This is a genomic window from Treponema bryantii (assembly GCF_900113965.1).
GTDB classification, from domain to species: domain Bacteria; phylum Spirochaetota; class Spirochaetia; order Treponematales; family Treponemataceae; genus Treponema_D; species Treponema_D bryantii_A.
On the sequence record NZ_FORI01000002.1, the window covers coordinates 317,749 to 342,931 of the forward strand.

General features: G+C 40.0%; 23 protein-coding genes. 15 read left to right on the forward strand and 8 right to left on the reverse strand.

The window, feature by feature from the left end:
• Nucleotides 1–107: 107 nt before the first annotated feature.
• Both BM161_RS04125 and BM161_RS04130 read right to left on the reverse strand, forming a co-directional pair.
• Nucleotides 108–1,574 (reverse strand): pyridoxal phosphate-dependent decarboxylase family protein, encoded by a 1,467-nt coding sequence (locus tag BM161_RS04125; RefSeq protein ID WP_074930670.1) that lies wholly within the window; start codon nucleotides 1,572–1,574, stop codon nucleotides 108–110.
• Nucleotides 1,575–1,646: 72 nt separating this feature from the next.
• Nucleotides 1,647–2,996: a diaminobutyrate--2-oxoglutarate transaminase family protein gene (locus BM161_RS04130; protein ID WP_074930671.1), complete on the reverse strand. Its 1,350-nt coding sequence runs from the start codon at nucleotides 2,994–2,996 to the stop codon at nucleotides 1,647–1,649.
• A gap of 152 nt (nucleotides 2,997–3,148) precedes the next feature.
• Here BM161_RS04130 and BM161_RS04135 point away from each other — a divergent pair, with 152 nt between their 5' ends.
• The 9 genes from BM161_RS04135 to BM161_RS04175 all read left to right on the forward strand — a co-directional run bounded on the left by BM161_RS04135 (nucleotide 3,149) and on the right by BM161_RS04175 (nucleotide 9,989).
• Complete coding sequence (locus BM161_RS04135) at nucleotides 3,149–3,790, forward strand: lactate utilization protein (protein WP_074930672.1); 642 nt, start codon at nucleotides 3,149–3,151, stop codon at nucleotides 3,788–3,790.
• An 81-nt stretch (nucleotides 3,791–3,871) separates the two neighbouring features.
• Entirely contained in the window at nucleotides 3,872–5,266 is a 1,395-nt protein-coding gene (locus tag BM161_RS04140; protein WP_177206202.1) for an OmpA family protein, read from the forward strand.
• A 95-nt stretch (nucleotides 5,267–5,361) separates the two neighbouring features.
• Complete coding sequence (locus BM161_RS04145) at nucleotides 5,362–6,069, forward strand: hypothetical protein (protein ID WP_074930674.1); 708 nt, start codon at nucleotides 5,362–5,364, stop codon at nucleotides 6,067–6,069.
• Between the two features lie 242 nt (nucleotides 6,070–6,311).
• Nucleotides 6,312–6,524, forward strand: coding sequence for a 4Fe-4S dicluster domain-containing protein (locus tag BM161_RS04150; RefSeq protein WP_074930675.1), 213 nt, complete (start codon nucleotides 6,312–6,314; stop codon nucleotides 6,522–6,524).
• Nucleotides 6,524–7,582, forward strand: a complete 1,059-nt coding sequence (locus BM161_RS04155; protein ID WP_074930676.1) for a 3-methyl-2-oxobutanoate dehydrogenase subunit VorB — start codon at nucleotides 6,524–6,526, stop codon at nucleotides 7,580–7,582. The genes BM161_RS04150 and BM161_RS04155 overlap by 1 nt, the downstream gene beginning before the upstream one ends.
• Nucleotides 7,575–8,363 (forward strand): thiamine pyrophosphate-dependent enzyme, encoded by a 789-nt coding sequence (locus tag BM161_RS04160; protein ID WP_074930677.1) that lies wholly within the window; start codon nucleotides 7,575–7,577, stop codon nucleotides 8,361–8,363. The genes BM161_RS04155 and BM161_RS04160 overlap by 8 nt, the downstream gene beginning before the upstream one ends.
• An 18-nt stretch (nucleotides 8,364–8,381) precedes the next feature.
• Complete coding sequence (locus BM161_RS04165) at nucleotides 8,382–8,933, forward strand: 2-oxoacid:ferredoxin oxidoreductase subunit gamma family protein (RefSeq protein ID WP_074930678.1); 552 nt, start codon at nucleotides 8,382–8,384, stop codon at nucleotides 8,931–8,933.
• Between the two features lie 81 nt (nucleotides 8,934–9,014).
• The gene (locus tag BM161_RS04170; RefSeq protein ID WP_074640803.1) at nucleotides 9,015–9,590 is read left to right on the forward strand and encodes a helix-turn-helix domain-containing protein; all 576 of its coding nucleotides are present in this window, start codon (nucleotides 9,015–9,017) and stop codon (nucleotides 9,588–9,590) included.
• A 186-nt stretch (nucleotides 9,591–9,776) separates the two neighbouring features.
• A complete protein-coding gene (locus BM161_RS04175) occupies nucleotides 9,777–9,989 on the forward strand; it encodes a hypothetical protein (RefSeq protein ID WP_074930679.1) in 213 nt (70 codons plus the stop codon).
• On the opposite strand, the gene BM161_RS04180 is transcribed toward BM161_RS04175, so the two are convergent.
• From BM161_RS04180 to BM161_RS04195, 4 genes are read right to left on the reverse strand one after another with little or no spacing between them, the layout of a single operon-like run.
• Entirely contained in the window at nucleotides 9,982–11,262 is a 1,281-nt protein-coding gene (locus tag BM161_RS04180) for an ABC transporter substrate-binding protein (protein ID WP_074930680.1), read from the reverse strand. The genes BM161_RS04175 and BM161_RS04180 overlap by 8 nt on opposite strands.
• Nucleotides 11,252–13,813, reverse strand: a complete 2,562-nt coding sequence (locus tag BM161_RS04185; protein WP_074930681.1) for a response regulator — start codon at nucleotides 13,811–13,813, stop codon at nucleotides 11,252–11,254. The genes BM161_RS04180 and BM161_RS04185 overlap by 11 nt, the downstream gene beginning before the upstream one ends.
• Before the next feature lie 2 nt (nucleotides 13,814–13,815).
• On the reverse strand, nucleotides 13,816–14,151 hold the full coding sequence (locus BM161_RS04190) for an Hpt domain-containing protein (RefSeq protein WP_074930682.1): 336 nt from the start codon (nucleotides 14,149–14,151) through the stop codon (nucleotides 13,816–13,818).
• Nucleotides 14,148–15,812 carry a two-component system response regulator gene (locus BM161_RS04195; RefSeq protein ID WP_074930683.1) on the reverse strand — a complete coding sequence of 555 codons (1,665 nt, stop codon included), beginning with the start codon at nucleotides 15,810–15,812 and terminating at the stop codon, nucleotides 14,148–14,150. The genes BM161_RS04190 and BM161_RS04195 overlap by 4 nt, the downstream gene beginning before the upstream one ends.
• 133 nt (nucleotides 15,813–15,945) lie before the next feature.
• Between BM161_RS04195 and BM161_RS04200 the strand changes: the two genes are divergently transcribed.
• On the forward strand, nucleotides 15,946–17,070 hold the full coding sequence (locus BM161_RS04200) for a substrate-binding domain-containing protein (RefSeq protein ID WP_074930684.1): 1,125 nt from the start codon (nucleotides 15,946–15,948) through the stop codon (nucleotides 17,068–17,070).
• A 9-nt stretch (nucleotides 17,071–17,079) separates the two neighbouring features.
• Nucleotides 17,080–19,413 (forward strand): diguanylate cyclase domain-containing protein, encoded by a 2,334-nt coding sequence (locus BM161_RS04205; RefSeq protein WP_074930685.1) that lies wholly within the window; start codon nucleotides 17,080–17,082, stop codon nucleotides 19,411–19,413.
• On the opposite strand, the gene BM161_RS04210 is transcribed toward BM161_RS04205, so the two are convergent.
• Nucleotides 19,395–20,210 (reverse strand): CheR family methyltransferase, encoded by an 816-nt coding sequence (locus tag BM161_RS04210; protein ID WP_074930686.1) that lies wholly within the window; start codon nucleotides 20,208–20,210, stop codon nucleotides 19,395–19,397. The genes BM161_RS04205 and BM161_RS04210 overlap by 19 nt on opposite strands.
• A 22-nt stretch (nucleotides 20,211–20,232) precedes the next feature.
• Entirely contained in the window at nucleotides 20,233–21,267 is a 1,035-nt protein-coding gene (locus BM161_RS04215) for a chemotaxis protein CheB (protein WP_074930687.1), read from the reverse strand.
• 151 nt (nucleotides 21,268–21,418) lie between these two features.
• Here BM161_RS04215 and BM161_RS04220 point away from each other — a divergent pair, with 151 nt between their 5' ends.
• The 4 genes from BM161_RS04220 to BM161_RS04230 all read left to right on the forward strand — a co-directional run bounded on the left by BM161_RS04220 (nucleotide 21,419) and on the right by BM161_RS04230 (nucleotide 25,179).
• On the forward strand, nucleotides 21,419–23,065 hold the full coding sequence (locus BM161_RS04220) for an AMP-binding protein (RefSeq protein ID WP_074930688.1): 1,647 nt from the start codon (nucleotides 21,419–21,421) through the stop codon (nucleotides 23,063–23,065).
• Nucleotides 23,066–23,177: 112 nt separating this feature from the next.
• Nucleotides 23,178–24,089, forward strand: coding sequence for an ABC transporter permease (locus tag BM161_RS04225; protein WP_074930689.1), 912 nt, complete (start codon nucleotides 23,178–23,180; stop codon nucleotides 24,087–24,089).
• A 14-nt stretch (nucleotides 24,090–24,103) separates the two neighbouring features.
• Nucleotides 24,104–24,514: a hypothetical protein gene (locus tag BM161_RS14455; protein ID WP_218150238.1), complete on the forward strand. Its 411-nt coding sequence runs from the start codon at nucleotides 24,104–24,106 to the stop codon at nucleotides 24,512–24,514.
• A gap of 116 nt (nucleotides 24,515–24,630) precedes the next feature.
• Nucleotides 24,631–25,179: an ABC transporter permease gene (locus BM161_RS04230; RefSeq protein ID WP_244882670.1), complete on the forward strand. Its 549-nt coding sequence runs from the start codon at nucleotides 24,631–24,633 to the stop codon at nucleotides 25,177–25,179.
• Nucleotides 25,180–25,183: the final 4 nt, after the last annotated feature.

The following is a 25,183-nucleotide window of genomic DNA, read 5'->3' on the forward strand; positions in this document are numbered from 1 at the left end:
TTTTGAAATTACTCCCACGAAAATAAAAACTCGCTTCGGCGGGGAATTATGAGCCTCAGCGAGTTCTTATTTTCGTTACGTAATTTCAAAAAAAAATGTCTACAGTGTTATTTTGTTTTAGCAATATTCTTTATTAATTCAAGCAAAGAATCTAATTTCTCATGTGTGATTCTTGGATTTAAGAGTGTGAACTTAAGACATACACGACCACTGCTTACTGTCTGGCCGATAATTGTTCCGTGTTCGTGGATCAATGAACGGCGAACCTTCTTGTTGATTTCGTCGAGGGCTGCACCGTCAGCGTTTTCGTCTTTTCCTTTATATCTGAATACAACTGAGCTGATTTCCGGTTCTGTGATTACGACAAAGTCTGAGTCGTTGCGAAGAATGCTGTAAAGGTATGCGGCATTATCCATGCTGGTTGTGATGATTTTGCTCCAGCCGTCGCGGCCTCTTGTCTGGAAACTCATCCATACTTTGAGGGCATCAAAACGGCGGGTTGTCTGCATAGATTTGTCTACGAGGTTAGTGTAGCCGTCTTCTTCATCTTCTTCGCGGTTGAGGTAGTCTGCGTGAATTGTTAGGGCATCAAAGGTTGAACCGTCTTTAAGAAGAACTGCACTGCAGGAAATCGGCATCAGGAACATTTTGTGGAAGTCTACAGTGATTGAGTCGCAGAGAGAAAGGCCTGCTACACGGCTGCGGTATTTGTCGCTCATTATTACACCTGAACCGTAAGCGGCATCTGCGTGAAGCCACATGTTGTGTTCGCGGGCAAGCTGGCAGAGTTCTTCAAGCGGGTCGATACTTCCGAAATCTGTTGTTCCAACTGTTGCAACAATAAGGAATGGAATATTTCCAGCCTTAATGTCTTCTTCAATGAGTGAACGAAGAGCAGCCACATCCATTTTTTTGCGGCTGTCTACAGGAACTTTTACAACTGATTTATAACCAAGTCCCATAATATGGCAGGACTTTTCCATAGAGAAGTGTGAAATCTCGCTTGTATACATACGAAGCTTTGAACATTTTTCATCAACTCCATATTTTTTAATATCGTAATTCAGATGCTTGTTACAGTACCAGTCACGGGCAAGCAAAAGTGCTGTCTGGTTAGACTGGCTGCCACCGCTGGTAAATACACCGTCTGCTTTAGTTTCGTCGTAGCCGTACAGCTTGCAAAGATGGCAGATTGTCTCAACTTCAATTTCTGTTGCAACCGGAGACTGGTCCCAGCTGTCCATAGACTGATTAAAGGTAGAAATGATTGTTTCTGCAGCAATAGTTTCTAAGAGTGAAGGCCCATGAAGATGGGGCATATACTCAGTTGAAGGAGTACGAAGCAGGTTAGGAAGAACCTTTTCTTTAGTGAGTTCAAAAACCTTATCCCAACCAAGTCCATGCTCCGGGAGAATGCTGTCCTGGCGAACAATTGCTTTAAGCTCGTCTGGAGTAGGTCCAGAGTAGGCAGACTCATTTACAAAGGCATCAGAAATTGCTTTTGCGGTCTGCTTGAGGAGTTTGTTATAAAGTTTTTTATTTGATTTTTCACAAGTTAAGAAAAGTTCTTCCATGAATTATTCCTTTTAAAATAAAATGCCCCCGGTGGTTGAGCTTGTCGAAACTACCGGGGGTGTCACAGTCAATTATTTATACTGTTCGTTAATTTCCAAAACACACTTCTCAAAAATCTTCCAAGCCTTGTTAAGATCTTCGTCAGTAATGTTCAGCGCACAAAGGCATCTCATAACTGCACCGTTACGGCCGCCTTTTTCTACGATAAGGCCGTTCTGGAAGCAGAGCTTCTGTACAGCGCCGGCAATTTCGCCGCTGGCTGGGAGGCTTCCGATACAATCTGGACTTCCTTTCGGATCAACAAACTCGGTTCCAACCATAAGACCTTTACCACGTACATCACCGATAATGCTTACTTTCTTCTGAAGTTCACGAAGATTTGCACGCATCAAATCACCCTTGCGAACTACATCAGCAAGGAAATCTGGCTGTGAAACACGGTTCAAAACAATTGTTCCGGCCTTCATAGCAAGCTGGTTACCACGGAAGGTACCTGCGTGTGCTCCGGCTGTCCACTTGTCGAGTTCTTTGTTATAAACTACAACTGCCATTGGCTGAGAGCCGCCGATTGCCTTAGAAAGCAAAAGTACATCAGGTATAATATCAGCATATTCAAAAGCAAAAAGCTTACCGCTGCGTCCCATACCGCACTGAATTTCATCTACAATAAGAGGAATGCCGAGTTCTTTTGTTACACGACGTACAGTCTGTAAGAACTCAACAGGGGCAGGAATAACTCCGCCTTCACCCTGAATTGGTTCAAGAATTACGCAGGCTGGCTTTGTAATTCCGCTTTCAGGGTCTTTAAGAGTGCGCTCAAAGAAGTTACAGGCAGCCTTTACACCGGCATCACCGCCAAGTCCAAAAGGATCACGGTAAGCATAAGGGTAAGGGAAGCTGTGTACATCAGGCATAAGGCCATTAACTGCAGTTTTTGCATGGAGATTTCCCATGCAGGCAAGAGGGCCTTGTCCCATTCCGTGGTAACCGCCGGCAAAGGAGATTACAGATGAACGGCCGGTTGCAGTTTTACAGAGCTTAATTGCAGCATCTGTTGCATCAGTTCCTGATGGTGAGCAGAATTGAATTTTCGCATTATTTCCTAATTCAGAAGGAAGATGGCGAAGTATCGTTTCAACGAATTCATCTTTTACAGGGGTGGTTAAATCAAGGGTGTGAAGGGGAGCATCAGATGTGATGAGCTCTACCATTGCCTTGTTTACTTCGTCATCATTGTGGCCGAGTGCTAAAGTTCCCGCACCACACAAAAAATCCAGATATTTGTTTCCTTCTACGTCCTCAACCCATGAGCCTTTTGCTTTAGCAATTGCGAATGGAAATTTTCGCGGGTAGCTACGGGCATTAGATTCTGTGGAATCCTGTCTGGTAATGTAATACTGATTTGTGCCTTTTTCCGACATAAACGTTCTCCACTACGAAACAGCGAATTCGCTGTGTGATAAATATAATAAAGTAAGATAGTTTACCCTAAATATCAGGTAATAACAATAGAATTGTATGATTTTTTATTGTATAATAAACAATAATTTTATAAGAGTTTGAGGACAATGACATGTTAGAACCATTAAAAAAGAGAAACGACTTAGCTGGGCCTAAGGTTGTTGAGGCGCTTAAAAAACGCCACTTTGAGGCTTATTATATTTCTGATAGTAAGGATGTTGCAACTAAGGTTCTGGAGTTGATTCCTGCGGACCACTCTGTAAGCTGGGGTGGAACGATGACTGTTGATACACTGGGAATCAAAAAACTTCTGGCTGATAAAGGCTATAAAATCATTGACCGTGCTACTGCAAAAAGCCCTGAAGAAAGTGAAGAGCTTATGCATCAGGCTTTGAACTGCGGAACCTTTCTTATGAGCTCTAACGCCATTACAGAAAACGGAGAGCTCTTTAACATCGACGGAAAGGGTAACCGCGTGGCAGCGCTTTGCTATGGTCCTAAAAATATTCTGATTATTGCCGGAATGAATAAAATTGTAAAAGATATGGAAGCTGCTTATTCACGTGTTCGAAATTATGCGGCTCCCGTAAACAATATGCGCTTTCCAAATTCTAAGGCACCTTGTTCACTTACCGGTGAATGTGCAAACTGCCTTAGCCCGGATTCTATCTGCTGTCAGTTTGTAGAAACCCGTATGTGTAAGCCAGAAGGCCGCATTAAGGTTATTCTTGTTGGAGAGGATCTTGGTATCTAAATGAAACTTTTTGGATTGTCCCGAATTAAAAAGATCGGGCTTGCTTTTATCATCTTAAATTTTAATCTTGTTTTTTTACTTATGGGGCAATCCGCAATAAATCATCCACTGGGAGAGATTACTGACGACGGAAGTGAAACAATTTCGTATAAAGGAAGCCGTAATTATAAATTTACAGAGCGCAGCGATTTGCGTGTTTACCAAAACGGTAAGTATGTAGGGCTTCAGAGTAAAATTGTTTCTGCTTTTATTATTCCAAGCTGGACAGATAAAGGGCTTGTTTACGAAGGGGATTTTTTTGTAGATCAGGACACTAACCGAAACAAGACTCAGGTAGCGCTTGGCATTCATGATGCAATTCCGTCTTCTTTTATAATTAACGATGATGGCAATCTTACAATGCTTGTTGATAACGGGTACCCGAGTTTCAGAAGCTTTCCGGCTTATTCTTCTCATAAACTGAAAAAGGGTGATGTTTGGGAAGCAAAGGCAACGAGAGCAGTGGATCCGCTTTCAAAAGGTATTGTTACTAAAATGCCGATTTATGTTCAGTACACTTATACTGGTGATGACCTTTATAATGGAGAGCCGGTTTATCTTATTTCTGCTCAGTGGGCAACCCGCTACAATATGGGCGGAACTACAATATATGTAGACTGGGGCGGAGACAAAGAGCTTTCTTATGCTCAGGGAAGTCACAAGGCTACTATTATTGTAAGTAAAGCTACAGGCGCAGCGCTTGTAATCCGTGATAATGTTGATGAGACTTTTGCTTATGCTGATGGAAATAAATATCAGTTTAAGGGAACTATTTCACTTTTTACTGAATATCCGCCGGCTATAGACAGAAGTAAGTTGATTGCAGCGTTGAAGCGAATGGAACTGCTTGATGATGACGGGGCAGAAAAGCTTTTACAGCGACCTGTTGTAAAAGAAGTTGTTAAGTCGTCTACAATTTCAGACAAAGATGATGACTGGGAACCGGTAAACACAAGTGAATGGGTTTCTGGTGGAAATCCTGATAAAAAAGATTCAAAGACTAAAACTGAAAAACTAAAGAAACAAATTGAAGAACATCAGGCAACAGAGGCAGCTCATAAAGCTACTCCGATTTCTGTAGACAACACAGAGGCCGGAATCCGCCTTACAATACAAAACCTGCAGTTCAAAGCAGACAGCGCTGAACTTCTCCCTGGTGAAGAAAAACGCCTTGACCAGATCGCAGAGATCTTAAAGCTCGCAGACGGCGCCCAATTCCTGATTGAAGGTCACACCGCAAGCACAGGCTACGAAGCCGGAGAGCTGAAGCTTTCTAAAGAACGAGCTGATTCCATTGCGGCAGCCCTTGCTAAACGAGGAATTGGCAGCGAACGCTTTATCTGCAAGGGCAGTGGTGGTAAAAAGCCTATAGCTCCTAACGATACGGCGGAAGGAAAAGCATTAAACAGACGAGTAGAAATTACAATACTTGATTGAAACGTCATTGCGAGCACAAAGTGCGAAGCAATCCATAATGAATAGATTGCCACGTCGCTACGCTCCTCGCAATGACATCATAATAGGAGAAATAAATGGAATCAAATGCAAGACAAGAATTATACACAGAAGTAAACGAACTTCTCGACATTTACAACGAATTTTCACCATGCCAGCCGGATGGTAAAAGTAATATTGAAGCAGTAAAACCATGTATCACAGAAATGATTGACTACATCATGAAAGATGCAACTGAAGCTGCAAGCATGAAAGACTGGCTTGACCACACCGACTTTTGGACAGCACCGGCTTCTACACGTTTCCATGGAAACTTTAAGGGAGGACTTAGTCTTCACACACTCATGGTAATTAAGCAGTCTCTTGAGTTCGCTCATACTGTTCTTGAAAACTTTTACACTTCGCCAGAGGCAAGTAAGTACACAGTTCGTGCCTACGACATCTTTGTTGCCGCCCTCTGCCACGACTTCTGCAAAACCGGCTTTTATGGAGTAGAGTATCGCAACACTAAAGACATCACCGGAAACTGGATAAAACAGCCTTTCTATAAAACACTTAACGACAACCGTAATCTTGGTCATGGAAATGAATCTGTTTTAATGATGATTGAAATTCTTCCTTCCATCATTAAAAACAGAATGGTAATGGAAGCAGTAAGCCGCCACATGGGCTTTTCAGATCTGGCAGAAAGTGAAACCTATAACTATTCAAATTTTCTCCAGAACCCTCTGGTAGTCTTGCTGCAGACCGCCGACCAGACAGCTGCGCAGTGGTTTGGAATGTAGCGGTCTCGATACACCTGTTTTGCAGGCACTCGACCACCGCGGTGGTTGAGTAGGCCGAAGACCGTATCGAAATCATAATTTTTAATTATACTAAAGTTATTTAGTTATACTGTATTGCAATTAACTGAAATATTTTATATATTAGGATATAAAATGGATAAGCTAAAAAATGCTTTCGCATTTTTTTTAACGCTTTTCAATTTATCACCGGCCGCCAGCGGCCTTACTCAGGAGTACCCTACATGGCAAAAGGTAGACCTTTAATCAACGTTGAGCGTTGTAAGGGCTGTGGACTATGTATCCGCGTCTGCCCAAAAAAGATTCTTGAAATGTCAAAAGAAACAAACGGACAGGGCGTTATTTACCCTGTATGTAACGACGAGGCAAGTTGTATTGCCTGCAGTATGTGTGCAACTATGTGCCCGGACTGCGTAATTGAAATCGAGGCAGAATAATGGCAGAAAAAGTATTAATGAAAGGAAACGAAGCAATTGCTGAGGCTGCTGTTCGCGCAGGCTGTCGTTTCTATTTTGCATATCCAATCACACCTCAGAATGAAATTCCTGCATATATGGCAAAACGTCTTCCAGAAGTAGGGGGAACTTTCCTTCAGGCAGAATCAGAATTAGCCGCAATAAACATGGTAATGGGAGCAAGTGCTGCAGGTTCACGTTGTATGACTTCATCTTCTTCTCCTGGAATCTCTTTGAAACAGGAAGGAATCTCATATATTTCCGGAGCTCAGCTTCCAGCAGTTGTTGTAAACATGATGCGTGGTGGGCCAGGGCTTGGAAACATTTCCGGTGCACAGGGAGACTATTTCCAGGCAACCCGCGGTGGTGGAAACGGTGACTATCATGTTGTAGTTATCGCTCCTGGTACTGTTCAGGAAATGGCAGACTGTACACTCAAGGCTTTTGAGATTGCAGACAAGTACCGCGTTATGTGTATGATTCTTGGAGACGGATACCTTGGACAAATGTCTGAGCCTTGTGTTCTCCCAGAGTTTGTAAAAGAGTTCCCTGCAAAGCCTTGGGCTCTTACTGGTAAAACTCCAGACCGCAAGCAGAATAAGATTATGTCTTTGAAGCTTTCTGGAATTGACGGCGAGCTCAACGCACACACAAAGGCACTTTTTGAAAACTATCAGAAAATTCAGGACAACGAAACAATGTCTGAAACCTTTATGTGTGAGGATGCCGATTACATTCTTACAGGTTACGGTACTTGTGCCCGCGTTTGTAAGAAGGCTGTTAAGATGCTTCGTGAACAGGGAATCAAGGCTGGTCTTTTCCGTCCAATTACCTTGTGGCCATTCCCTGCAAAAGAGCTTGAAGCTGCATGTAAAAATGCAAAGAAGATCTTGACTGTAGAAATGTCTATGGGTCAGATGGTTCAGGACGTTAAGCTTAACTGCGGACGTAGTGTTAAGGATGTTGATTTCTATGGCGAGCCAGGTGGAATCATTCCTTCTGTTGATGCTGTTATTGAGAAGGTAAAGAGCTATGAGTAAGAAATATGAATTTCCAAAATCAATGAATGACGTTCCTACACACTACTGTGGTGGTTGTGGACATGGAATCGTACACAAGCTGATTGCACAGGTAATCGATGAAATGAATATCCAGCAGGATGTACTTCTTGTTGCTCCAGTAGGCTGTGCAGTTTACGCATACAATTATATCAACGTTGACTCTTGTGAAGCTGCTCACGGACGTGCTCCTGCAGTTGCAACAGGTATGAAGCGTGTTCATCCGGATAAGCTCGTAATCAGCTACCAGGGTGATGGTGACCTTCTTGCTATCGGTACAGGTGAAACAGTTCACGCTGCAAACCGCGGTGAGAACATCACAGTTATCTTTATCAACAATGCTATCTATGGTATGACTGGTGGTCAGATGGCTCCTACATCTCTTGTAGGTCAGGTTACAAAGACAACTCCTTTCGGACGTAATGCTGATGAAGTTGGATATCCTATCCGTGCATGCGAACTTTTGAATACTCTTGTTGAACCAAAATATATCGAGCGCTGTGCTGTTTATGATGTTCCACACATCAATAAAACAAAGGCTGCTATTAAAAAGGCTCTTACATATCAGAAGGAAGGAAAGGGCTACAGCTTTGTAGAAGTTCTTTCTATGTGTCCTACAAACTGGGGTGTTGCACCAACTGTAGCTGCTGACTGGGTAAAGGATCAGATGGAGCCTTATTATCCTCTGGGAGTTTTCCGCGACGTTCCTGGCGGAGTTACTCCGGAAGCTGCTACTCCTGTAGCCGGCGTTGTTACAAAATAAGGTAGGGGAGGATAAGATATGACAACAGAAATTATTTTTGCTGGATTTGGTGGACAGGGTGTTATCCTCGCCGGAAAAATCCTTACACTTGCCGGAATGAGCGAAGACAAATATGTTTCTCACATTCCTTCATACGGTGCTGAGATGCGCGGTGGTACTGCTAACTGTTCTGTAATCGTAAGTGATGAAGAAGTTGCTTCACCAGTTATCGAAAAGCCGGATGTTGTAGTTGCCTTGAACAAGCCTTCTATGACTAAGTTTGAAAAGTGGCTTAAGCCAGGCGGACTTTTGATTTACAATTCTTCATTGATTGATATTGAACCAAGCCGCAAGGATATCAGAACTCTTGCTTTGCCAGCTAACGAAATGGCTGCTGAGACAAACAATGCCCGTGGTGCAAACATGGTTGTACTTGGTTGTCTCGCAAAGGTTTGCCCTGGCATGATCAGCGGAGTTAAGCCATTCGAGTACGCTCTCGACGAAGCAATCTCTGCACGCAACAAGAAGTTCAATCCGATAAATATTGCTACAATCGAAGCAGCTTACAATAAGGATTATGATATAAAATAGCCGGTCATTGAGCCTGTCGAAATGACCTTACTAAAAGCTAGTGGTTTCGACAAGCTCAACCACCGTATTCAAGGAAATACTATGAGTGAAAAAAATAAAATTGGTGCAAAGGTAAAGCTGGTTCGCGAAAACCGCAAGCTCTCTATCGAAGATGTTTCAGAGCGCACAAACCTGCCTGCTGAACAGATTAAGAGCATTGAAGATGGTTCTCTTGTTCCAAACCTTACACCGCTTATTAAGATTGCACGCGTTCTTGGTGTTCGCCTGGGAACCTTTATGGACGACGATGAAAACCTCGGACCAGTTGTTACTAAGGCTCAGGACAAAAAGGAAGTAACACGCTTCAGCGACCGCGGAAATGCAGTTAATTCTGACCTCGACTTCTACACACTCGCACAGAACAAAGCGGGCCGCCACATGGATCCGTTTATCATCGACATCTTCCCAAGTTCAGAAGAAGAAATCAAACTTTCAACTCACGAAGGCGAAGAGTTCATCTATGTTCTCGAAGGCGAAGTAGAAATCATCTATGGCAAGGACAAGTACGAGCTCAAACAAGGCGATTCGATTTATTATGAGTCGATTGTTGCTCACCATGTACACAGCCACGGAAACGAGAAAGCAAAGATTCTCGCAGTGGTTTATACTCCTGCCTAAAATCGAAGAACCGTTAAAAAAAAGGCTGCGACAGCGGGCTTTTTTAGGTTCATCGAAAGAACGGCTCGGTGCGAGACTATGCGAGCACCGGCGTGATGTGGATTGCTTCGCTACGCTCGCAATGACGTGTATTTTTTGTCATTGCGAGGAGCGCAGCGACGTGGCAATCCATTCTACAAAGTTCACATGGACGACAAAGAATATTATAGCCTGATGAACCGCTCTTCCTCCTGGGCACTTCAGCAGGCTCTTAAAAAGAAAAACTCCACAAAAAAAACTCCGCCAGCGCAAAACGCCGTAGACGGAGTTAATTCATATTCTGCACTTGAGGCCCGACAGGGCCGGGCCGACGCCGAAATGCTTTTAGAAAAACAGGGCTCTTCGGATTCCTCTAATTAAAGTTTCCGTAATTTTCCACGGCCTCATCAACTGTCATTTTATTTCTTAAAACTCTATATGCTGCCATTCTGAGCTGGCTGTAAGTGTTATCAAGAATACCAAGCTCCAGCTGATACAAATGTTCTGTGTTTCCCAGCGGTGCATACACATCATCAAAAGAATAAACAGTAGAGCAGGTGATAAGACGCTTAATCATAGCAAGATTATTAAGCTCTTCTGTGCGCAGTAAAAAGCGCATGAACTCGTTTGCCATTTGGAGATTGCCGCTCTTTTTGTTTACTGAAAATTCTACCGAAGGTACTTCTACAACTGCGCCACCTTTTTCCATAACAGGCACAGAATAGAAGCTGTACTTAAAAGGATTTTTTGTAAAAGGATCGGACAGGGCTTCGCGTTTTTTTGTCCCTGAAACAACATCGGCAGAAGCCAGCATCATAGGAACATCACCTTCAAAAAAGCGCATGATTACCGCATCATAATTATCCTTAAGCTTGGCACATTCTTCCAAATCAAGAAAACCGCAACTTCTAAATTTTTCAATCCATTCAAGAGTAGACCTTGTGTATTCTCCAGCAGAATTATCAAGCTTGTTTAATTTTACTATAGCCTCAGGATTATTCATAATTTCTTTTGTGAAAAAAGGATAAATCAAAGAAGCCATTATAGAAGAATCGTATTTATCTGAAAGGATAGGGCTCTTATAGCCGGCAGCTTTTAGCTTCTGACAAACATCAACTAACTGTTCCCAATTCTGAGGAATTTCAAGACCTTCTTTTTTGAATAAATCTTCATTAACAAGCATACCGTTTGCAGCACACAAAACCGGCACCATTGGAAGAGAACCGTTATCCATATAAAACAAAAGCTTTTGATTTACTGCGGAAAGTTCAATACCGGTTGCTTTTGAATCAGCAAGATTTTCTGCATTTTCCAGCAGAGGGTCATAAGAGGTTTTATCCAGCATCCAGGGGAAGGTCATAAAAATATCCGGGGCATCGTCTCCGGCAAGGGCTGTAGCAATTGTCCCTTTATAATTATCAAGATAAGTATAAGAAAGCTCTACATTGGGATAGAACTCATTAAAGCGGTCGAACTCTGCCTCCAGAGCTTCGAAGTTTTTGTAACGGCCTACAATTTCAATCTTACATTTTTCCAGAGTATCCAGATATGGAATAAAAGCATCATCATTTAATTTTTTTTTGCAGCTGGCAAAACAGCTGATAGTAAAAACAAATAAAAGTGCAAGACTAATCTTCGTTAGTTTAATTTTCATAATCATCCCTCTTTGTAAAATCAGGCTTTGCCTGACGTATTTTTCTAAGCTCTTTTAATACATTATTTATATCAATTGGTTTTGCAATATGACCATTCATTCCAGCTTCAAGACACTCTGCTACATTTTCAGAAAAGGCATCTGCCGTCATTGCAATAATTGGTATTCCTGCTGCATAAGGATTTTCAAGTTTTCTGATTTGGCGGGTGGCTTCAAGACCATTCATTACCGGCATCTGAATATCCATAAAGACAAGATCATATTCTGCAGGCTGGATATTTCTAAGCATATCAACAGCTACCTTTCCGTTTTCAGCCCGCTTACATTTTATTCCGTACATATCCAGCAGAGTAGAAATAACCTCCCAGTTTACATCCATATCTTCTGCAACCAGCACCTTCATATCTTGTAAATCAGAATTGTTTTCTTCCTGGGAAGCAGCCTTATCTTCCAGTCCAAGAACTTCACTAATCTTCTTAAACAATGAAGAACGGAAAAGAGGTTTTGAAATAAAGCCGTCTATACCGGCATTCTTTGCATCCTCTTCAATCTGAGTCCAATCGTAAGCAGAAACCAGAAGAATAGAAATATCGTTTCCTGCAATCTCTCGAATCTTTTTTGTAAGTTCAACACCGTTGGCTCCGGGCATCTTCCAGTCCAGAATAATTACATCATAAGATTTACTGGCTTCCTTCTTTGCCAGGAGTTTTGTTAGTGCCGTCTCACCAGATTCTGCAAGGTCAGGATTTGTTCCTAGGGCTGTAAGAGTATCGCAGGCCGTTTCCAGCAGAACCTCGTCATCATCAATTACAAGTACTTCCAATGGAGGAAGTTTCTGTTCACTTTCTTCTTTAGAGGAAACCTCAATATCAAGAGTAACTGTAAAAGTGGTTCCAACTCCTTCCTGGCTTTCGCATTTAATCTGGCCGCCCATAATATCAACCATCTTTTTTGTGATGGCAAGGCCAAGACCTGTTCCCTGAATTGTATTGATGCGGCTGTCTGTCTGGCGGATAAAAGGCTGGTACATAACTTCCATAAAGTCTTGAGACATTCCTATTCCCGTATCAGAAACTTTATATTCAAGCTTGATACAGCCTTTTTTCTCGCTTGGCAATTCGCTTAAATCTACATAAACCTGCTTACCGGCCGGAGTATATTTTAAGGCATTGGAAAGTATGTTTATAAAAATCTGATTAATACGAAGCTGATCTGCATAAAGATATTCGTTTTTGATATTTTTACTTCTGAATCTGAAATCAATGTTTTTCTGACGAACCGTAGGCTGAGAAATGTTTACAAGGTTTTCAGCAGAATCAACAATGGAGAAGGTAACAGGTGAAAGACTTATATTACCACGTTCAACTTTCGAAATATCCAGAATATCATTTATAAGAGTGAGCAGGTGATTACTTGCAAGCTTAATTTTTTTGAGGTTATCAGAAACATACTGTGAATCTTTTACATTCTTTTCTGCAATGGTTGTAAGACCTATGATTGCATTCATCGGGGTTCGGATATCGTGAGACATTGTAGAAAGAAAATCTGTTTTTGCCTTATTGGCGGAATCTGCTTCTTGGGCTGCGGCCGCAAGCTTTCTGTTAAAGCGCATAATAACAAGAATATCAAAAACAAGAAGAATCAGAAGACAGAAAGAAACTACAATAACAAGAGGCCAGTCGATATTATTTTTATTAATATCAGTCATCGGGATATAGGTGAGGAGAGTCCAGTCAAAGGAAGTGTTTACCGGAACATGAACAATAATGCAGCTTTCGGCTTTTGAGTTCTGCATTGTAAACATTCCGGTTTCGTGAATCTCCGACTCAAGCTTGTCTAAATCATCTTTTCCCGTCTGATTATAGGATTTATAAAATTCAAAGAAGTTGGAATTCTTAAAAGACTTTCCCTTGATAATATAATTTCCTTCTCGGTCAATAATTGAAATCTGAGCGTCAGAATATTTTTCTGAAGGGAAAACCCATTTGCTGGCAAGTACTTCAACAGGAATAACCCGCATAAGAATTGCCCTTTCAATTTTGTCACTGCCGTCAACTCTAAGCTCAAGAAGGTCACAAAAGGCAATGGACTGAACTCCGTTAATAGGATTTGTATAAGAGCGGGTAACGCGCACCTGATCCTGCTGGCCCAGCAGTTCGTTGAGGGAAGAAAAAATATCGATCTCTTTATAGGAAACTGTATAGTCATCTGGTGCGTTTATTTTTGGTCTGTTAGAAAAACCTGTAAAGGAATCTTCCTTGATAATATGAGCAGAAATATATGGAAGGCGCTGGGCAACATTCAGGTAATCCATAGCTTCTGCCATATTCATTTTACGACTGTTGATGCATGCAGCCCAGGAATCGCAGAGGCGCTGTTCACCTTCAAGATAATTTGTAGTTACCTGTTCCATACCGATAGACATGTTCATAAAGTTTTCGGTATTGTAAGCCTGCATAAAAGCACTTTGATTTCTGACATAAAGGGACACAAAAAAAATTGTAAAAAGAACAATCAGAAAATTTGCAATGATTATAAGAGTTTTTTTCATGTTTAAGCTTTCCAAAATCTTGAACGGATAGTCATCATTTGAGAATATAGAGATGAATAGTCGGCTTGTTCGCGAGCCCGCAGTTTTTCAGTCAGCTCAGAAAGAGCGTCATATAAAGGTGTGATTGCAAGATTTCCGATTACACCTTTTAACGCATGACAAAGCTCAAAGGCCCCGGCAAGGTCGCCGGAATTCAGTGTTTTTCCCAGCTCTTCAAACTTAACATCTCCAAGCCCCATGCCGGCAAGCTTAAGATATAAATCTTCTTTTCCCAGGCAGCGGGAAAGGCCGGTCTCTACGTCGGCACCGGCACTTTTCAATTCCTCTATTGTAATCATACAAACCTCGACATTTCCTCAGGAGGAATCGGCTTTGAAAAATAATATCCCTGAATAATATCACAGCCGGCTTCTTTCAGCATTTTTAATTCCTCTTCGGTCTCAACACCTTCTGCAACAACCGGAACTTCAAGATATTTTGCTATATCAAGAACCAGCTCAACCAGATGCATGGCTTTATTGCCCGGCTGAATATTTCTGATAAAAGCCTTGTCCATTTTAATAACATCTATAGGCATGTCTGTAAGCATGTTCAAAGAAGAGTAGCCCGAGCCAAAGTCATCCATTTCAATTTTGTGTCCCAGAGCACGAAGATTTTCCACAACCTTTATAATATGTTTTGAATCAGAAGTGTAGGCAGATTCTGTAATTTCAAGATGATATTCGGAAGGTGAAAGATCGTTTTCTTTGACAATCTTAGTTATGAAGTCTGTCATATCAGGAGCAGCAATATCTACACGGGAAACATTTACAGAAACCGGAATCGTAACTCCAAGTTCTTTTTTCCATGCGGCAATCTGACGGGCAGCTTCTTCCCATACGTAACGGTCAAGTTTTGTTACAAGACCATTCTCTTCAAAAAGAGGTATGAATAAATCAGGACGAACAAAACCGAGTTCTGGATGCACCCATCGTACAAGCGCTTCTGCGCTGCAAAGTACAGCCTTGTCTCCCGTAATATTAAACTTCGGCTGGTAAACCACCTTAAACTGTTTCTGTTCAATTGCGGCTTCAAAATCCTGAAGCAGGTGAGCATCAAAGACTTCTTTTTCTGCCATCTTATCATCATAAATACAAATATCTGTGCTAGCCGTAGTTTTTATTCTAAGAGAATTACAGGCCTGAACCGCATGATCAAATCTCTGAATCATCGGGAACTTTCTTTCATTATCTGTATAAGCGCCAAGACGCAGTCTTATTTCAGAAGGCTTTAAAAGTGAAGAAAGAGTTTCTGTGATTTTATCAAGGAAGATATTGTAGTTATCTGCATGAGGAATATAAAGATAAAAACAGTCTGCTTCATTACGGCCTGCAATACCACCAGTTTTAAGAAGAGCCTTTCGAATTCCATCTGCCATTGCAGTCAAGACTGAATCCCCAAAGTTTCGTCCTTTTAGCTGATTCAAAAGATGGAAATGGGTAAAGTTTATTACAAGAGCATCCATAACAGTATTGGGGAAACGCTGATCAAACTGAGAAGCATAACCAAAGAAAAATTCCGGACTGTAGAGAAGTGTAAGCTTATCAAACTCTGTGGCATGAATAATTTTTGAATTTTCAAAAAGCTGGATTGAATGACGTACGCGGGCAAGAATTACTTCCGGCAAATCATATGGCTTAGTCAAAAAATCTGCAGCCCCAAGCTTAAGACTTTCTATTTCGCTTGATTTTTCTGAAGTCAAAACAATTACCGGAATATCTGTAATAAGTCCTTCTTCCTTCATGGCCTTGAGTACTTCATTACCATCCATGACAGGCATAAGCAAATCAAGAAGCACAAGAGAAATTGCAGAAGCTTCCGACTGTATTATTTCTAAGGCTTCTTTTCCATTTTCTGCGTATATAACTTTATATTCTGATTGAATTATATTACCAAGAATTTCGCGATTAATTGCTTCATCATCAACGATAAGAATAGTTCTCTCAAATAAATCTTCCATAAAAAATATTATATATCGATTCCAGTCAGTTTGCGATGTTTTTTTTCAAATAAAAATTTTTGTTATTTTTAACTTGTTTTTTAATGTTTTTAGATTTAAAATTAACATAATACTGCTCTATGGAAAACAATATATGAGAAACAAGAGATTTTTTCAATTTTTTCTCAGCCTTAACATCATAGCCCTTGTGCTTGTAATGTCAGACTGTTCATCAGAAGCATTAAAAAAACGTAATCCGAACAATAACCAAAACATTTCTTCTCAAAATAAAAATCAACTGCAAACAACTTCAGTTGATTCTAGGGTAATTAAAGAAAAAGTACTTGATGTCTATAAACCTCAAAAAAGAGAATACAATTTTTATTTTACCTATAAAATTGTACACGCCTGGTGGGATGCGGTAGCCCTTGGAATGGAAGATGCAGTACGTCAGTATGAAGAAAAGGGAATTCATATTACTTATGATTACCGTGCCCCAGATGCAATGTCTGCCAACGATCAGGTTCAGAGAATCAAGAAAGCAGCAGCCCTTAATGAATATGATGTAATCGGAGTTGATGTTGCAGATATTGATGTTGTAACTCCTGTTATAAATCAGATTATTGCAGAAGGACATAAAGTTATGACTTTCTCAAGCTCGGATTCGGGAAAGGAAAACGGCTGTAATCGTATTGCTTATGTAGGAAATACCCACAACTATAAAGATGGTCAGGATCTTGCTGAAGCCCTTTGCTCTTATTTGAATTACCAGGGCCAGGTTGCCATGCTGGTAGGAAACGTTGGTGCTCCATGTCATGAAGAGAGGGCAAGTGGAGCAAAAGCTGTTTTTAATAAATATGATGGAATCAATCTTATTGATGTAAAATACGACGAAGACAGCGACATAAATGCTTATAATTTTACAAAGGAATTTCTTGAAAAGTATCCTGAACTGGATGGAATTATCTGCTGTAATATGAGTAATCCGGTTGGTGCAGGCCGTGCGGTTGAAGAAGCAGAAAAAGCCGGTAAGGTAATTATCGTTGGAATGGATCATGATGAGAGGGCTATTAAATACCTTCGTGACGGAATTATTTATGCCCTTGCCATTCAGGACTGCTATTCAATTGGTTTTGATACAATTACAACTTCAGTAAAAATTGCAGATGGTGTAAGCCCCGGATCTTTATATCCTGAAAAAACAGAAGAAAACACAACTGTCTTTTATCAAAAGGATGCAGCTCTTCTTCTTCACTCACTTTATGGTGTAATGGAATAGGGGGCTCTTATGAAAAAACTTACAAAACGTATCATTCATACAATTACAGCCTTATCTATGGTTCTTATGCTTATTCTTTCCCTGATTATGTCATTAAGAACTGCAGACACTACACAGGAAGTTACGGATAAAGCTATTGATAGAATCAGTCATTTCTATATAGAGGAAATTGCAAAAAGCCGAAGTTCCCTCATTTCAGATGAACTTGATAAAAAATATAATTATGTAAATAATGCACTTGATGTTATTTCCCAGAAGGATCTTGAATCCACTAAAGCACTGAGAAACTATCTTGGAAAAATGCGAAAACTTTATAACATGGATACCTTTGCACTTGTTGATGAAAAGGGACTTGTTTATACTTCGCACTCTACCTGTTCAGGAAAAACCCGATACCCATTCCTTGCAAAAGCAATCACAGAGCCTATTTATTCAACTGTATTAAATTATGGTGGTGATAAACAGCTTTTTCTGGCTGTTCCTGTTTCCGGCCTTTATTTTAATAATTCCAAAATAACAGCCTGCTTTGTTGAAATTGATATTAATCAGATGATGAAGTCTATGGCCTATCGTTATGAAAATATGGAGACTTACTTTAATCTCTATTACAAAAATGGTGAAAGCCTTACAAATACAGACTTCGGAAAAATTCCGTCAGGTTTAAATCTTCTTTCAGTAATTACTGAAAGCGAAGAAGATCCTAAAAAAGTTCGAAAAGTTGTAAATGATTTTTCTTCAGGTGGCTCCGGTTTAACAGAAGTTAATTATGGTAACGAAAAAGCTCATCTCTTTTATATTCCTGTAAAAAATACAGGCTGGGTTATGACAATCCTTGTTTACGAAACTGTTATTAACGAGCAGGTAAGTACAAGTATTGCAGCCCTTATGCATCATACAAGAACTCATATATTCTTTACCTTTATTTTAATTGTATTATTCTTTGTTGGATTAATTTTAATTATCCGTAATACCACTCATTTTAAGCTTGAACAGGAAAAAATTATCAGTCAAAGAACTCAACAGGCATACGAAAAACTGAATAAAGAAACAAATGCCATGCAGATTATTCACTCAGTTCTTAATTCTGGTCCATGGAGAATTGAGTTTGATGAAAATGGTCATATTCTAAAATGTAACTGGTCTGATACATTCCGCAAACTTCTTGGCTTTAATTCAGAAAAGGAATTTCCTAATACACTGGAAGCCTGGTCTGACAGACTTCATAAGAGTGATAAGGATTATGTATTAAAAGCCTTCTGGGATACGGTAAATGATATTAGTGGTAACACTGTTTATGATGTTGAATACCGCCTCTTAACAAAGAACAACGGTTTTAAATGGTACCATGCAGCAGGAAATATTATCCGTAGTGCCGATGGTAAGCCGCAGACTTATGTTGGACTCTTTACAGATATTGATGAAAATAAAAGAAACGAAATCAATCTTATGGAACAGTTCAATATTGTAAATGCTTTGAGCCGTGACTTTGCAAATATCCTAACAATTAATCTTACATCAAGAACAGTAAAACCGATTAAACTTGGCGGTTATGTTCCAGAATCCTTTATGGAAAATTACGCTGCTGATTCTTCTTACGATACCTTCTTTACAGAATATATTGAGCATCGTGTTTATTCAGAAGACAGGGCTTTTATGAATGAAGCGATAGCACTCGATACAATAATACAAAAGCTTAATGAATCAGATGAATATTCTTCCAGCTATCGTATTGAGGAAAAAGGTGAACTTCACTTCTATGAATTTAAATATATGAAGCTGAATTCAGATACGATTATTGTTGGTATTATGAATATTGATAAAATCGTAAATGATGCAAGAGAAAAAGAAAAGCTTATTGTACTTTCTGAAACCGATCAGATGACTGGCCTTTTGAACCGTATGAGCGGAGAATTAAAGGTTGAGGATAGTCTTAAAAAAGGAAATGGCGGATTATTTGTTCTTCTTGATATTGACCATTTTAAGAGCTTTAACGATACCTATGGCCATAACGTTGGAGACAAGGTTATTATAAATGTAGCAAACTGTCTAAAATCTGCCTTCCGTGAAAACGATATTGTTTTCCGTTTAGGTGGAGATGAGTTTTCTGCCTATGCAGCCGAGGTTCATGACAAGAAGGTTGCAAAGTCAATTATCAACCGCTTTATAGAAAATCTTAAGACCATTGAAATTCCAGAGCTGGGAGACAGATCGGTAACTGCAAGTATTGGTGCAACAATGATTGAACCAGGTAAACCTGCAGATTTTGGAGATAACTATAAACTTGTTGATAAGGGTGTTTACGAAAGTAAAAAGATTGCCGGCTCTTATGTTACCTTTTTATGAAAATAAAAGACATTGCCGTCTGAACACTTTTCAAGGCCTTTAGGAATTATTGTAGAATCAATTGTCGCTATCTCATTCATTGAAAGGAAAATGTATCCGTCTGGAGCAAGTGAGTCATCAACAATTTTCTGTAGAATTGCTTTTCTCATTTCAACAGTAAAATAAACAAATACATTTCTAATGAATACAAGATTTACATTTTTGGGAAAGATGGATTCTGGTTTAGAAAGGTTGATTTTATTTCTTTCTATTTTTGCACAGATTTCCTTTGGAATCTGAACGGCTTTGTTTTGAGTAAAATATGGAGAAAGAAGATAATTAAATTTTGCCCCGTCTACAGCCTTTACTGAGTTTGCTTTATATGTTCCAGATTCACATTTTTCAAGAACGCTGGTATTGATATCTGTTGCAATACATTCAGTTTTAATTCCAAGGGAAGAGGCAAGAAGATAAAGCGAATAAATTTCTTCTCCGCTTGAAGCTGCAGCACTCCAGATTTTTACAGGAGAAGTTCCAAGCTTAGACTGAAGTTCAGGCAGCAGCTTAGTTTTTAAAAGAGAAAACTGTGCTTCTTCGCGGAAAAAATAAGTTTCGTTTACAGTAGCATTATTTAAAAGAATATCGAGTTCGCTCTTGTTCAGAATTATGTAGTTATAATAATCCAGTCCACCAAGATCAATTTCTTTTTTGCGTTTTTCAATAAAGTTTAAGATACCGCTTTTATGACTTTCACGAGGTATAATTCCCGTCTGCCTGGAAATAAGCGCTATAATATCTGAAAACTCTTTATCTTCCATACAAATCTTTCCTCAAGAACTCTTATTTGAGCATCTGTAAAACAGCCCGCCCAATATTACCGCGGGGAAGTACTCTTGAAGCGGCTCCTAATTCAATTGCAGCGGCTGGCATTCCAAACACTGTACAGGTAGACTCTGCTTCACAAATTGTATAGCCGCCGGCATTTATGATTTCTTTACAGCCTTCCGCTCCATCCTGGCCCATACCTGTAAGAAGAAGGGCAAGACAGGCCTTTTTATAATGCTTTGCGGCTGAACGGAAAAGTTTGTTTACAGCAGGGCGCAAAAAACGCTCTGGCGGTTCATCAGAAAGTTTTAGAACCGGTAAGTCATTTTTTATATAGTCTATTATCAAATGCTTTTCTGCAGGAGCCATATAAGCGTGGCCCGGCTGAGCAATTTCTCCATCCTTAGGAATGGACATTGGAATGTTAGGACAAACCTGATTAAACCATCTTACCATTTTTGCATCAGCGCCAACGTCTATATGCTGAGTATATAAAACTGGAAGAGGGAAGTTTTCGCCAAGATCATTCAAAACTTCCTGAACCGCAGTTGGACCTCCGGTAGAAGCTCCGATACAGAGCACCTTAAAATCTTCTCCAGGGAGAATAATATCATCCAGAGCATCTGAATCAGAATCTTTATGATGGGCAGCAAAGCCACCTTTTTGCATAGATTTTTCTACAATTGTGCGGATTTTATTTGTAAAAAACTTAATTGAAGTTTCATCAAAGCTCTGAAGGGAAGGCTTTTTTTCAAAAGAAGCACCGGCAGCCAGAACATCAGATTTGATTTTCGCATCATCAGAATAAATAACAACGGGAATTCCCATTTCATGTATGAGAATATTTGCGGCTTCAACGCCATTCATTTCTGGCATATCGTAATCACTTATTACAGCATCAACTTTTACCTCACGGCAAAAATCAACAGCTTTTCTTCCGTTAGAAACCATTCCTGCAATTTCAAAATTATTTTTAACAAAAGCTTTTTCAAAAAGGCCGCGGGTAATGGCGGAATCATCTGCAATAAGTATACGTATCTGCTTGCTCATAACAATTTATTATCTCACGTATTTACTAAAACGCAAGGGCTAAGGAAAAGAATTTTCCTAAACAAAACACAACTTTAATAATACTAAACATATTTAATATTTTTTAATTTTTCTATTGAATTTTTTATATTTATTACTTATTATGTGATTTATGATTGAATTAACTTTATCACAGCTTTTGAGACAGAAAACTCAGGAAAATCCAAGCCACGAGTTCATGGTATATGCAGACCGTGATCTTCGTTTTACTTATGCGCAGTTTGATAAGCGCGTTGATGATCTGGCTTGCGGTCTATATGCAATTGGTGTACGAAAGGGCGATAATGTTGGTATCTGGGCAACTAACGTTCCAGACTGGCTCACATATATGTTTGCCTGCGCCCGTCTTGGTGCAGTTGGTGTTACAGTAAATACTTCTTATAAACTCCACGAGCTTGAATATCTTGTAAAACAGTCTGACCTTACAACTCTTTGTCTTACAGACGGTGTAAAGGATTCAAATTATGTAAGCATGATTAAAGAGCTTGTTCCGGAACTCGACCAGTATGAAAGAGGCTGCTTAAAATCAGCCAGATTCCCATGCCTCAAAAATGTAGTTTTCATGGGACCAGAAAAATTCCGCGGACTTTATTCAACACCAGAGCTTTTGCTTCTTGGTCAGCATGTTGATATCGAAATCATTCATAAAATTGAAGCTGAAGTTACTCCAGAAGATGTTGTAAACATGCAGTACACTTCGGGAACTACAGGTTTCCCTAAGGGTGTTATGCTTACAAGCCGCAATATCATCAATGATGGTTTTATTATTGGTGAACGCATGCGCTATACTTCTAATGAACGTCTTTGTCTTGTTGTTCCGCTTTTTCATTGTTTTGGAATTGTACTTGGAGTTATGGCTTGTTTGACTCACGGTGGAACTCATGTTCTGCTTGAAAGCTTTGATCCACTTGTTGCCCTTGCTTCAATTCAGAAAGAGAAGTGTACTTCGCTTTACGGCGTTCCAACAATGTTTATTGCAGAGTTGAATCACCCTATGTTCAGCATGTTTGATTTGTCTTCTTTGCGTACAGGTATTATGGCAGGGTCTGGAGTTCCTGTAGAGCTGATGAAGCGCGTAAATGATGAAATGCATATGCCGGAAATTACTTCGGTTTACGGTCTTACAGAGACAAGCCCTGGAATGACACAGAGCCACTGGGACGACAGCCTTGAAGTTCGTGCAACAACTGTTGGTGATGCTTTTGAAGGAATCGACGTAAAGGTACTTGATCCTGAAACTGGAAAAGAATGTCCGGTTGGAGTGCAGGGTGAAATGTGCTGTAAGGGCTGGAATGTAATGAAAGGTTATTACAAAATGCCGGAAGCTACAGCAGAAACCATTGATAAAAACGGGTACCTGCATTCTGGAGACCTCGGGGTAAAAGATGAAAACGGTAACTTTAAAATTACCGGACGTATTAAAGATATGATTATCCGCGGTGGTGAAAATATTTATCCTCGCGAAATTGAAGAGTTCCTTATTCAGATGCCTGAAATTAAAGACATTCAGGTAGCTGCAGTTAAGAGTGAACGCTATGGTGAAATCACCGGAGCCTTCATCATCCTCCATGAAGGAAAAACTCTTACTGAACAGGATGTTATTGAGTTCTGCCGCGACAAGCTTTCAAAGTTCAAGTGGCCGCAGCTGGTTATGTTCATGGACGAGTTCCCAATGACTGGTTCAGGAAAAATCCAGAAATTCAAGCTCACAGAGATCGGAACTAAGTACCGAAGGGAAGTTTTAAAGGTAGAAGACTAGAGAAGTTCCCTTATTTACAAAAAAATTTAGTTTTTTTTATCCCAAATACTTTTATTTTTTTGATAATAGTTGTACTATCACTGGAATGCTCAAAATATAATAGGATAAAAGTATGTGGAAATATGTTCTTAAAAGAATTTTCCTTGCTTTATTTACCGTTCTCTTTATCTGCGTAATTACTTTTGCACTGATGAATGCTATTCCAGGTGGTCCTTTCAACAAAGAGAAGGCATTAAGCGAGGCTACAATTGCATCTTTGAATGCACGCTATAATCTGGACAAGCCTTTATATGTTCAGTTTATAATGTACATGAAGAATCTTCTTCATGGCGATTTCGGAGTTAGTCTTAAAAACGGAAGGGAAATTAAAGAAATCATTCATGAATCCTTTCCTGTATCATGCAGACTTGGTCTTTCTGCAGTAATAGTTGCCCTCATTCTTGGTACTGTTTTTGGAAGTTTTGCAGCTCTTATGCGCAATAAATGGCCAGACCGTCTCATCATCTTTTTCTCAACTCTGTTTACTGCCGTTCCAAGCTTTGTACTTGCAACCTTACTCTTGTTGATTTTTAGTATTAAACTCGGCTGGATTCCTGTATGGTCTGCAGATAATACAAACTATCTGCTTCCTGTAATTGCTCTTGCCGCATATCCGATGGCCTACACAACACGTCTTGCAAAAACAAGTATGCTCGACGCACTTAGCCAGGATTATATTCGTACTGCAAAAGCAAAGGGTGTTTCTAAGTACAAGGTAATTTTCAAACATGCACTCAGAAACTCTCTGCTTCCAATCATCACTTATGCCGGTCCTGAAATTGCTTATATCATTACTGGATCTATGGTTGTTGAAACTGTATTTACAGTTGGCGGAATTGGTTCAAAGTTTGTAAGTGCAATTACAAACCGCGACTACACAATGATTATGGCCACAACAATCTTCCTCGCAACTCTTATGGTTGTTGCAAATGTAATTTGTGACTTGCTGTACAAAGTTGTAGACCCAAGAATTAAATACGAATAAGACAGGTAGATAATATGACTACATTTGATGTAAATAAAACACCTAAGAAAATGGCAATGAGCCTTCAGCTTGATTTGAAGAAATTTGAGAAGGCTACTGATGAAGAAAAAAAGCAGCAGGACGTAATGAGCGAAAGTACTACCTTTTTTAAGGATGGTATGAGAAAGCTCTTTAAGAATCCGCTTGCTGTGGCAAGTATCATTATTCTTGCTTTTATTATTGTAACAATTACAGTTGCACCTCATATTGTTCCTTACAGCTACGAAGAAATTCTTTCTGTAGAAGGAAGCGCGATAAGGGTGCTAAGAACCTTAAACCATTTGAGTACAGTAAAGCAGAACAGGCTTATATTGAACAGGGCAACTTCCGCTTTCCACATATTTTCGGAACAGACGAGCAGTGCCGCGACTACTTTATCCGTGTAATTTACGGAACAAGAGTTTCTCTTGTAGTAGGATTCTTCGCAAGCCTTATCGTTCTTGTAATAGGAATCATCTACGGAAGTATTTCCGGTTATGCAGGAGGGAAGGTCGATCTGATAATGATGCGAATAGTCGACATAATCTATTCGCTGCCAGATATGCTGGTAATCATTCTTCTTTCGGTTGTTCTTTCTAACGTTCTTCAGTTCAAGCCGGATTCATTCCTTGCCGGAATGGGTTCTAACATGGTTTCACTTTTCATCGTATTCGGACTTCTTTACTGGGTAGGTATGGCTCGTCTTATCCGCGCTCAGATTCTTTCAATCAAGGAAAATGAATATATTCTGGCTGCACGTTCTATCGGTGCAAAGCCTGGTCATATCATCAGAAAGCACATTATTCCAAACTGTCTTTCTGTAATCATTATTTCTACAGCACTTCAGATTCCTTCTGCAATCTTTACAGAAAGTTATCTTAGTTTCGTAGGTCTTGGAGTTCAGGCTCCAATGCCTTCTCTTGGTTCGCTTGCAAACTCTGCCCGTGGTGGTCTTCAGAGTTATCCTTACAAGCTTGTTTTCCCAGCACTTATGATTTGTCTTATTGTATTGAGCTTGAACCTTCTTGGTGACGGCTTGCGTGATGCATTTGACCCTAAGTTGAAGAAGTAGGCGG

Excerpts from the sequence above, each read along its gene's own strand:
- BM161_RS04125 (WP_074930670.1), bottom strand. The coding sequence starts at position 1,574 with ATGGAAGAACTTTTCTTAACTTGTGAAAAATCAAATAAAAAACTTTAT.
- BM161_RS04130 (WP_074930671.1), bottom strand. The coding sequence starts at position 2,996 with ATGTCGGAAAAAGGCACAAATCAGTATTACATTACCAGACAGGATTCC.
- BM161_RS04135 (WP_074930672.1), top strand. The coding sequence starts at position 3,149 with ATGTTAGAACCATTAAAAAAGAGAAACGACTTAGCTGGGCCTAAGGTT.
- BM161_RS04140 (WP_177206202.1), top strand. The coding sequence starts at position 3,872 with ATGGGGCAATCCGCAATAAATCATCCACTGGGAGAGATTACTGACGAC.
- BM161_RS04145 (WP_074930674.1), top strand. The coding sequence starts at position 5,362 with ATGGAATCAAATGCAAGACAAGAATTATACACAGAAGTAAACGAACTT.
- BM161_RS04150 (WP_074930675.1), top strand. The coding sequence starts at position 6,312 with ATGGCAAAAGGTAGACCTTTAATCAACGTTGAGCGTTGTAAGGGCTGT.
- BM161_RS04155 (WP_074930676.1), top strand. The coding sequence starts at position 6,524 with ATGGCAGAAAAAGTATTAATGAAAGGAAACGAAGCAATTGCTGAGGCT.
- BM161_RS04160 (WP_074930677.1), top strand. The coding sequence starts at position 7,575 with ATGAGTAAGAAATATGAATTTCCAAAATCAATGAATGACGTTCCTACA.
- BM161_RS04165 (WP_074930678.1), top strand. The coding sequence starts at position 8,382 with ATGACAACAGAAATTATTTTTGCTGGATTTGGTGGACAGGGTGTTATC.
- BM161_RS04170 (WP_074640803.1), top strand. The coding sequence starts at position 9,015 with ATGAGTGAAAAAAATAAAATTGGTGCAAAGGTAAAGCTGGTTCGCGAA.
- BM161_RS04175 (WP_074930679.1), top strand. The coding sequence starts at position 9,777 with ATGGACGACAAAGAATATTATAGCCTGATGAACCGCTCTTCCTCCTGG.
- BM161_RS04180 (WP_074930680.1), bottom strand. The coding sequence starts at position 11,262 with ATGAAAATTAAACTAACGAAGATTAGTCTTGCACTTTTATTTGTTTTT.
- BM161_RS04185 (WP_074930681.1), bottom strand. The coding sequence starts at position 13,813 with ATGAAAAAAACTCTTATAATCATTGCAAATTTTCTGATTGTTCTTTTT.
- BM161_RS04190 (WP_074930682.1), bottom strand. The coding sequence starts at position 14,151 with ATGATTACAATAGAGGAATTGAAAAGTGCCGGTGCCGACGTAGAGACC.
- BM161_RS04195 (WP_074930683.1), bottom strand. The coding sequence starts at position 15,812 with ATGGAAGATTTATTTGAGAGAACTATTCTTATCGTTGATGATGAAGCA.
- BM161_RS04200 (WP_074930684.1), top strand. The coding sequence starts at position 15,946 with ATGAGAAACAAGAGATTTTTTCAATTTTTTCTCAGCCTTAACATCATA.
- BM161_RS04205 (WP_074930685.1), top strand. The coding sequence starts at position 17,080 with ATGAAAAAACTTACAAAACGTATCATTCATACAATTACAGCCTTATCT.
- BM161_RS04210 (WP_074930686.1), bottom strand. The coding sequence starts at position 20,210 with ATGGAAGATAAAGAGTTTTCAGATATTATAGCGCTTATTTCCAGGCAG.
- BM161_RS04215 (WP_074930687.1), bottom strand. The coding sequence starts at position 21,267 with ATGAGCAAGCAGATACGTATACTTATTGCAGATGATTCCGCCATTACC.
- BM161_RS04220 (WP_074930688.1), top strand. The coding sequence starts at position 21,419 with ATGATTGAATTAACTTTATCACAGCTTTTGAGACAGAAAACTCAGGAA.
- BM161_RS04225 (WP_074930689.1), top strand. The coding sequence starts at position 23,178 with ATGTGGAAATATGTTCTTAAAAGAATTTTCCTTGCTTTATTTACCGTT.
- BM161_RS14455 (WP_218150238.1), top strand. The coding sequence starts at position 24,104 with ATGACTACATTTGATGTAAATAAAACACCTAAGAAAATGGCAATGAGC.
- BM161_RS04230 (WP_244882670.1), top strand. The coding sequence starts at position 24,631 with ATGATGCGAATAGTCGACATAATCTATTCGCTGCCAGATATGCTGGTA.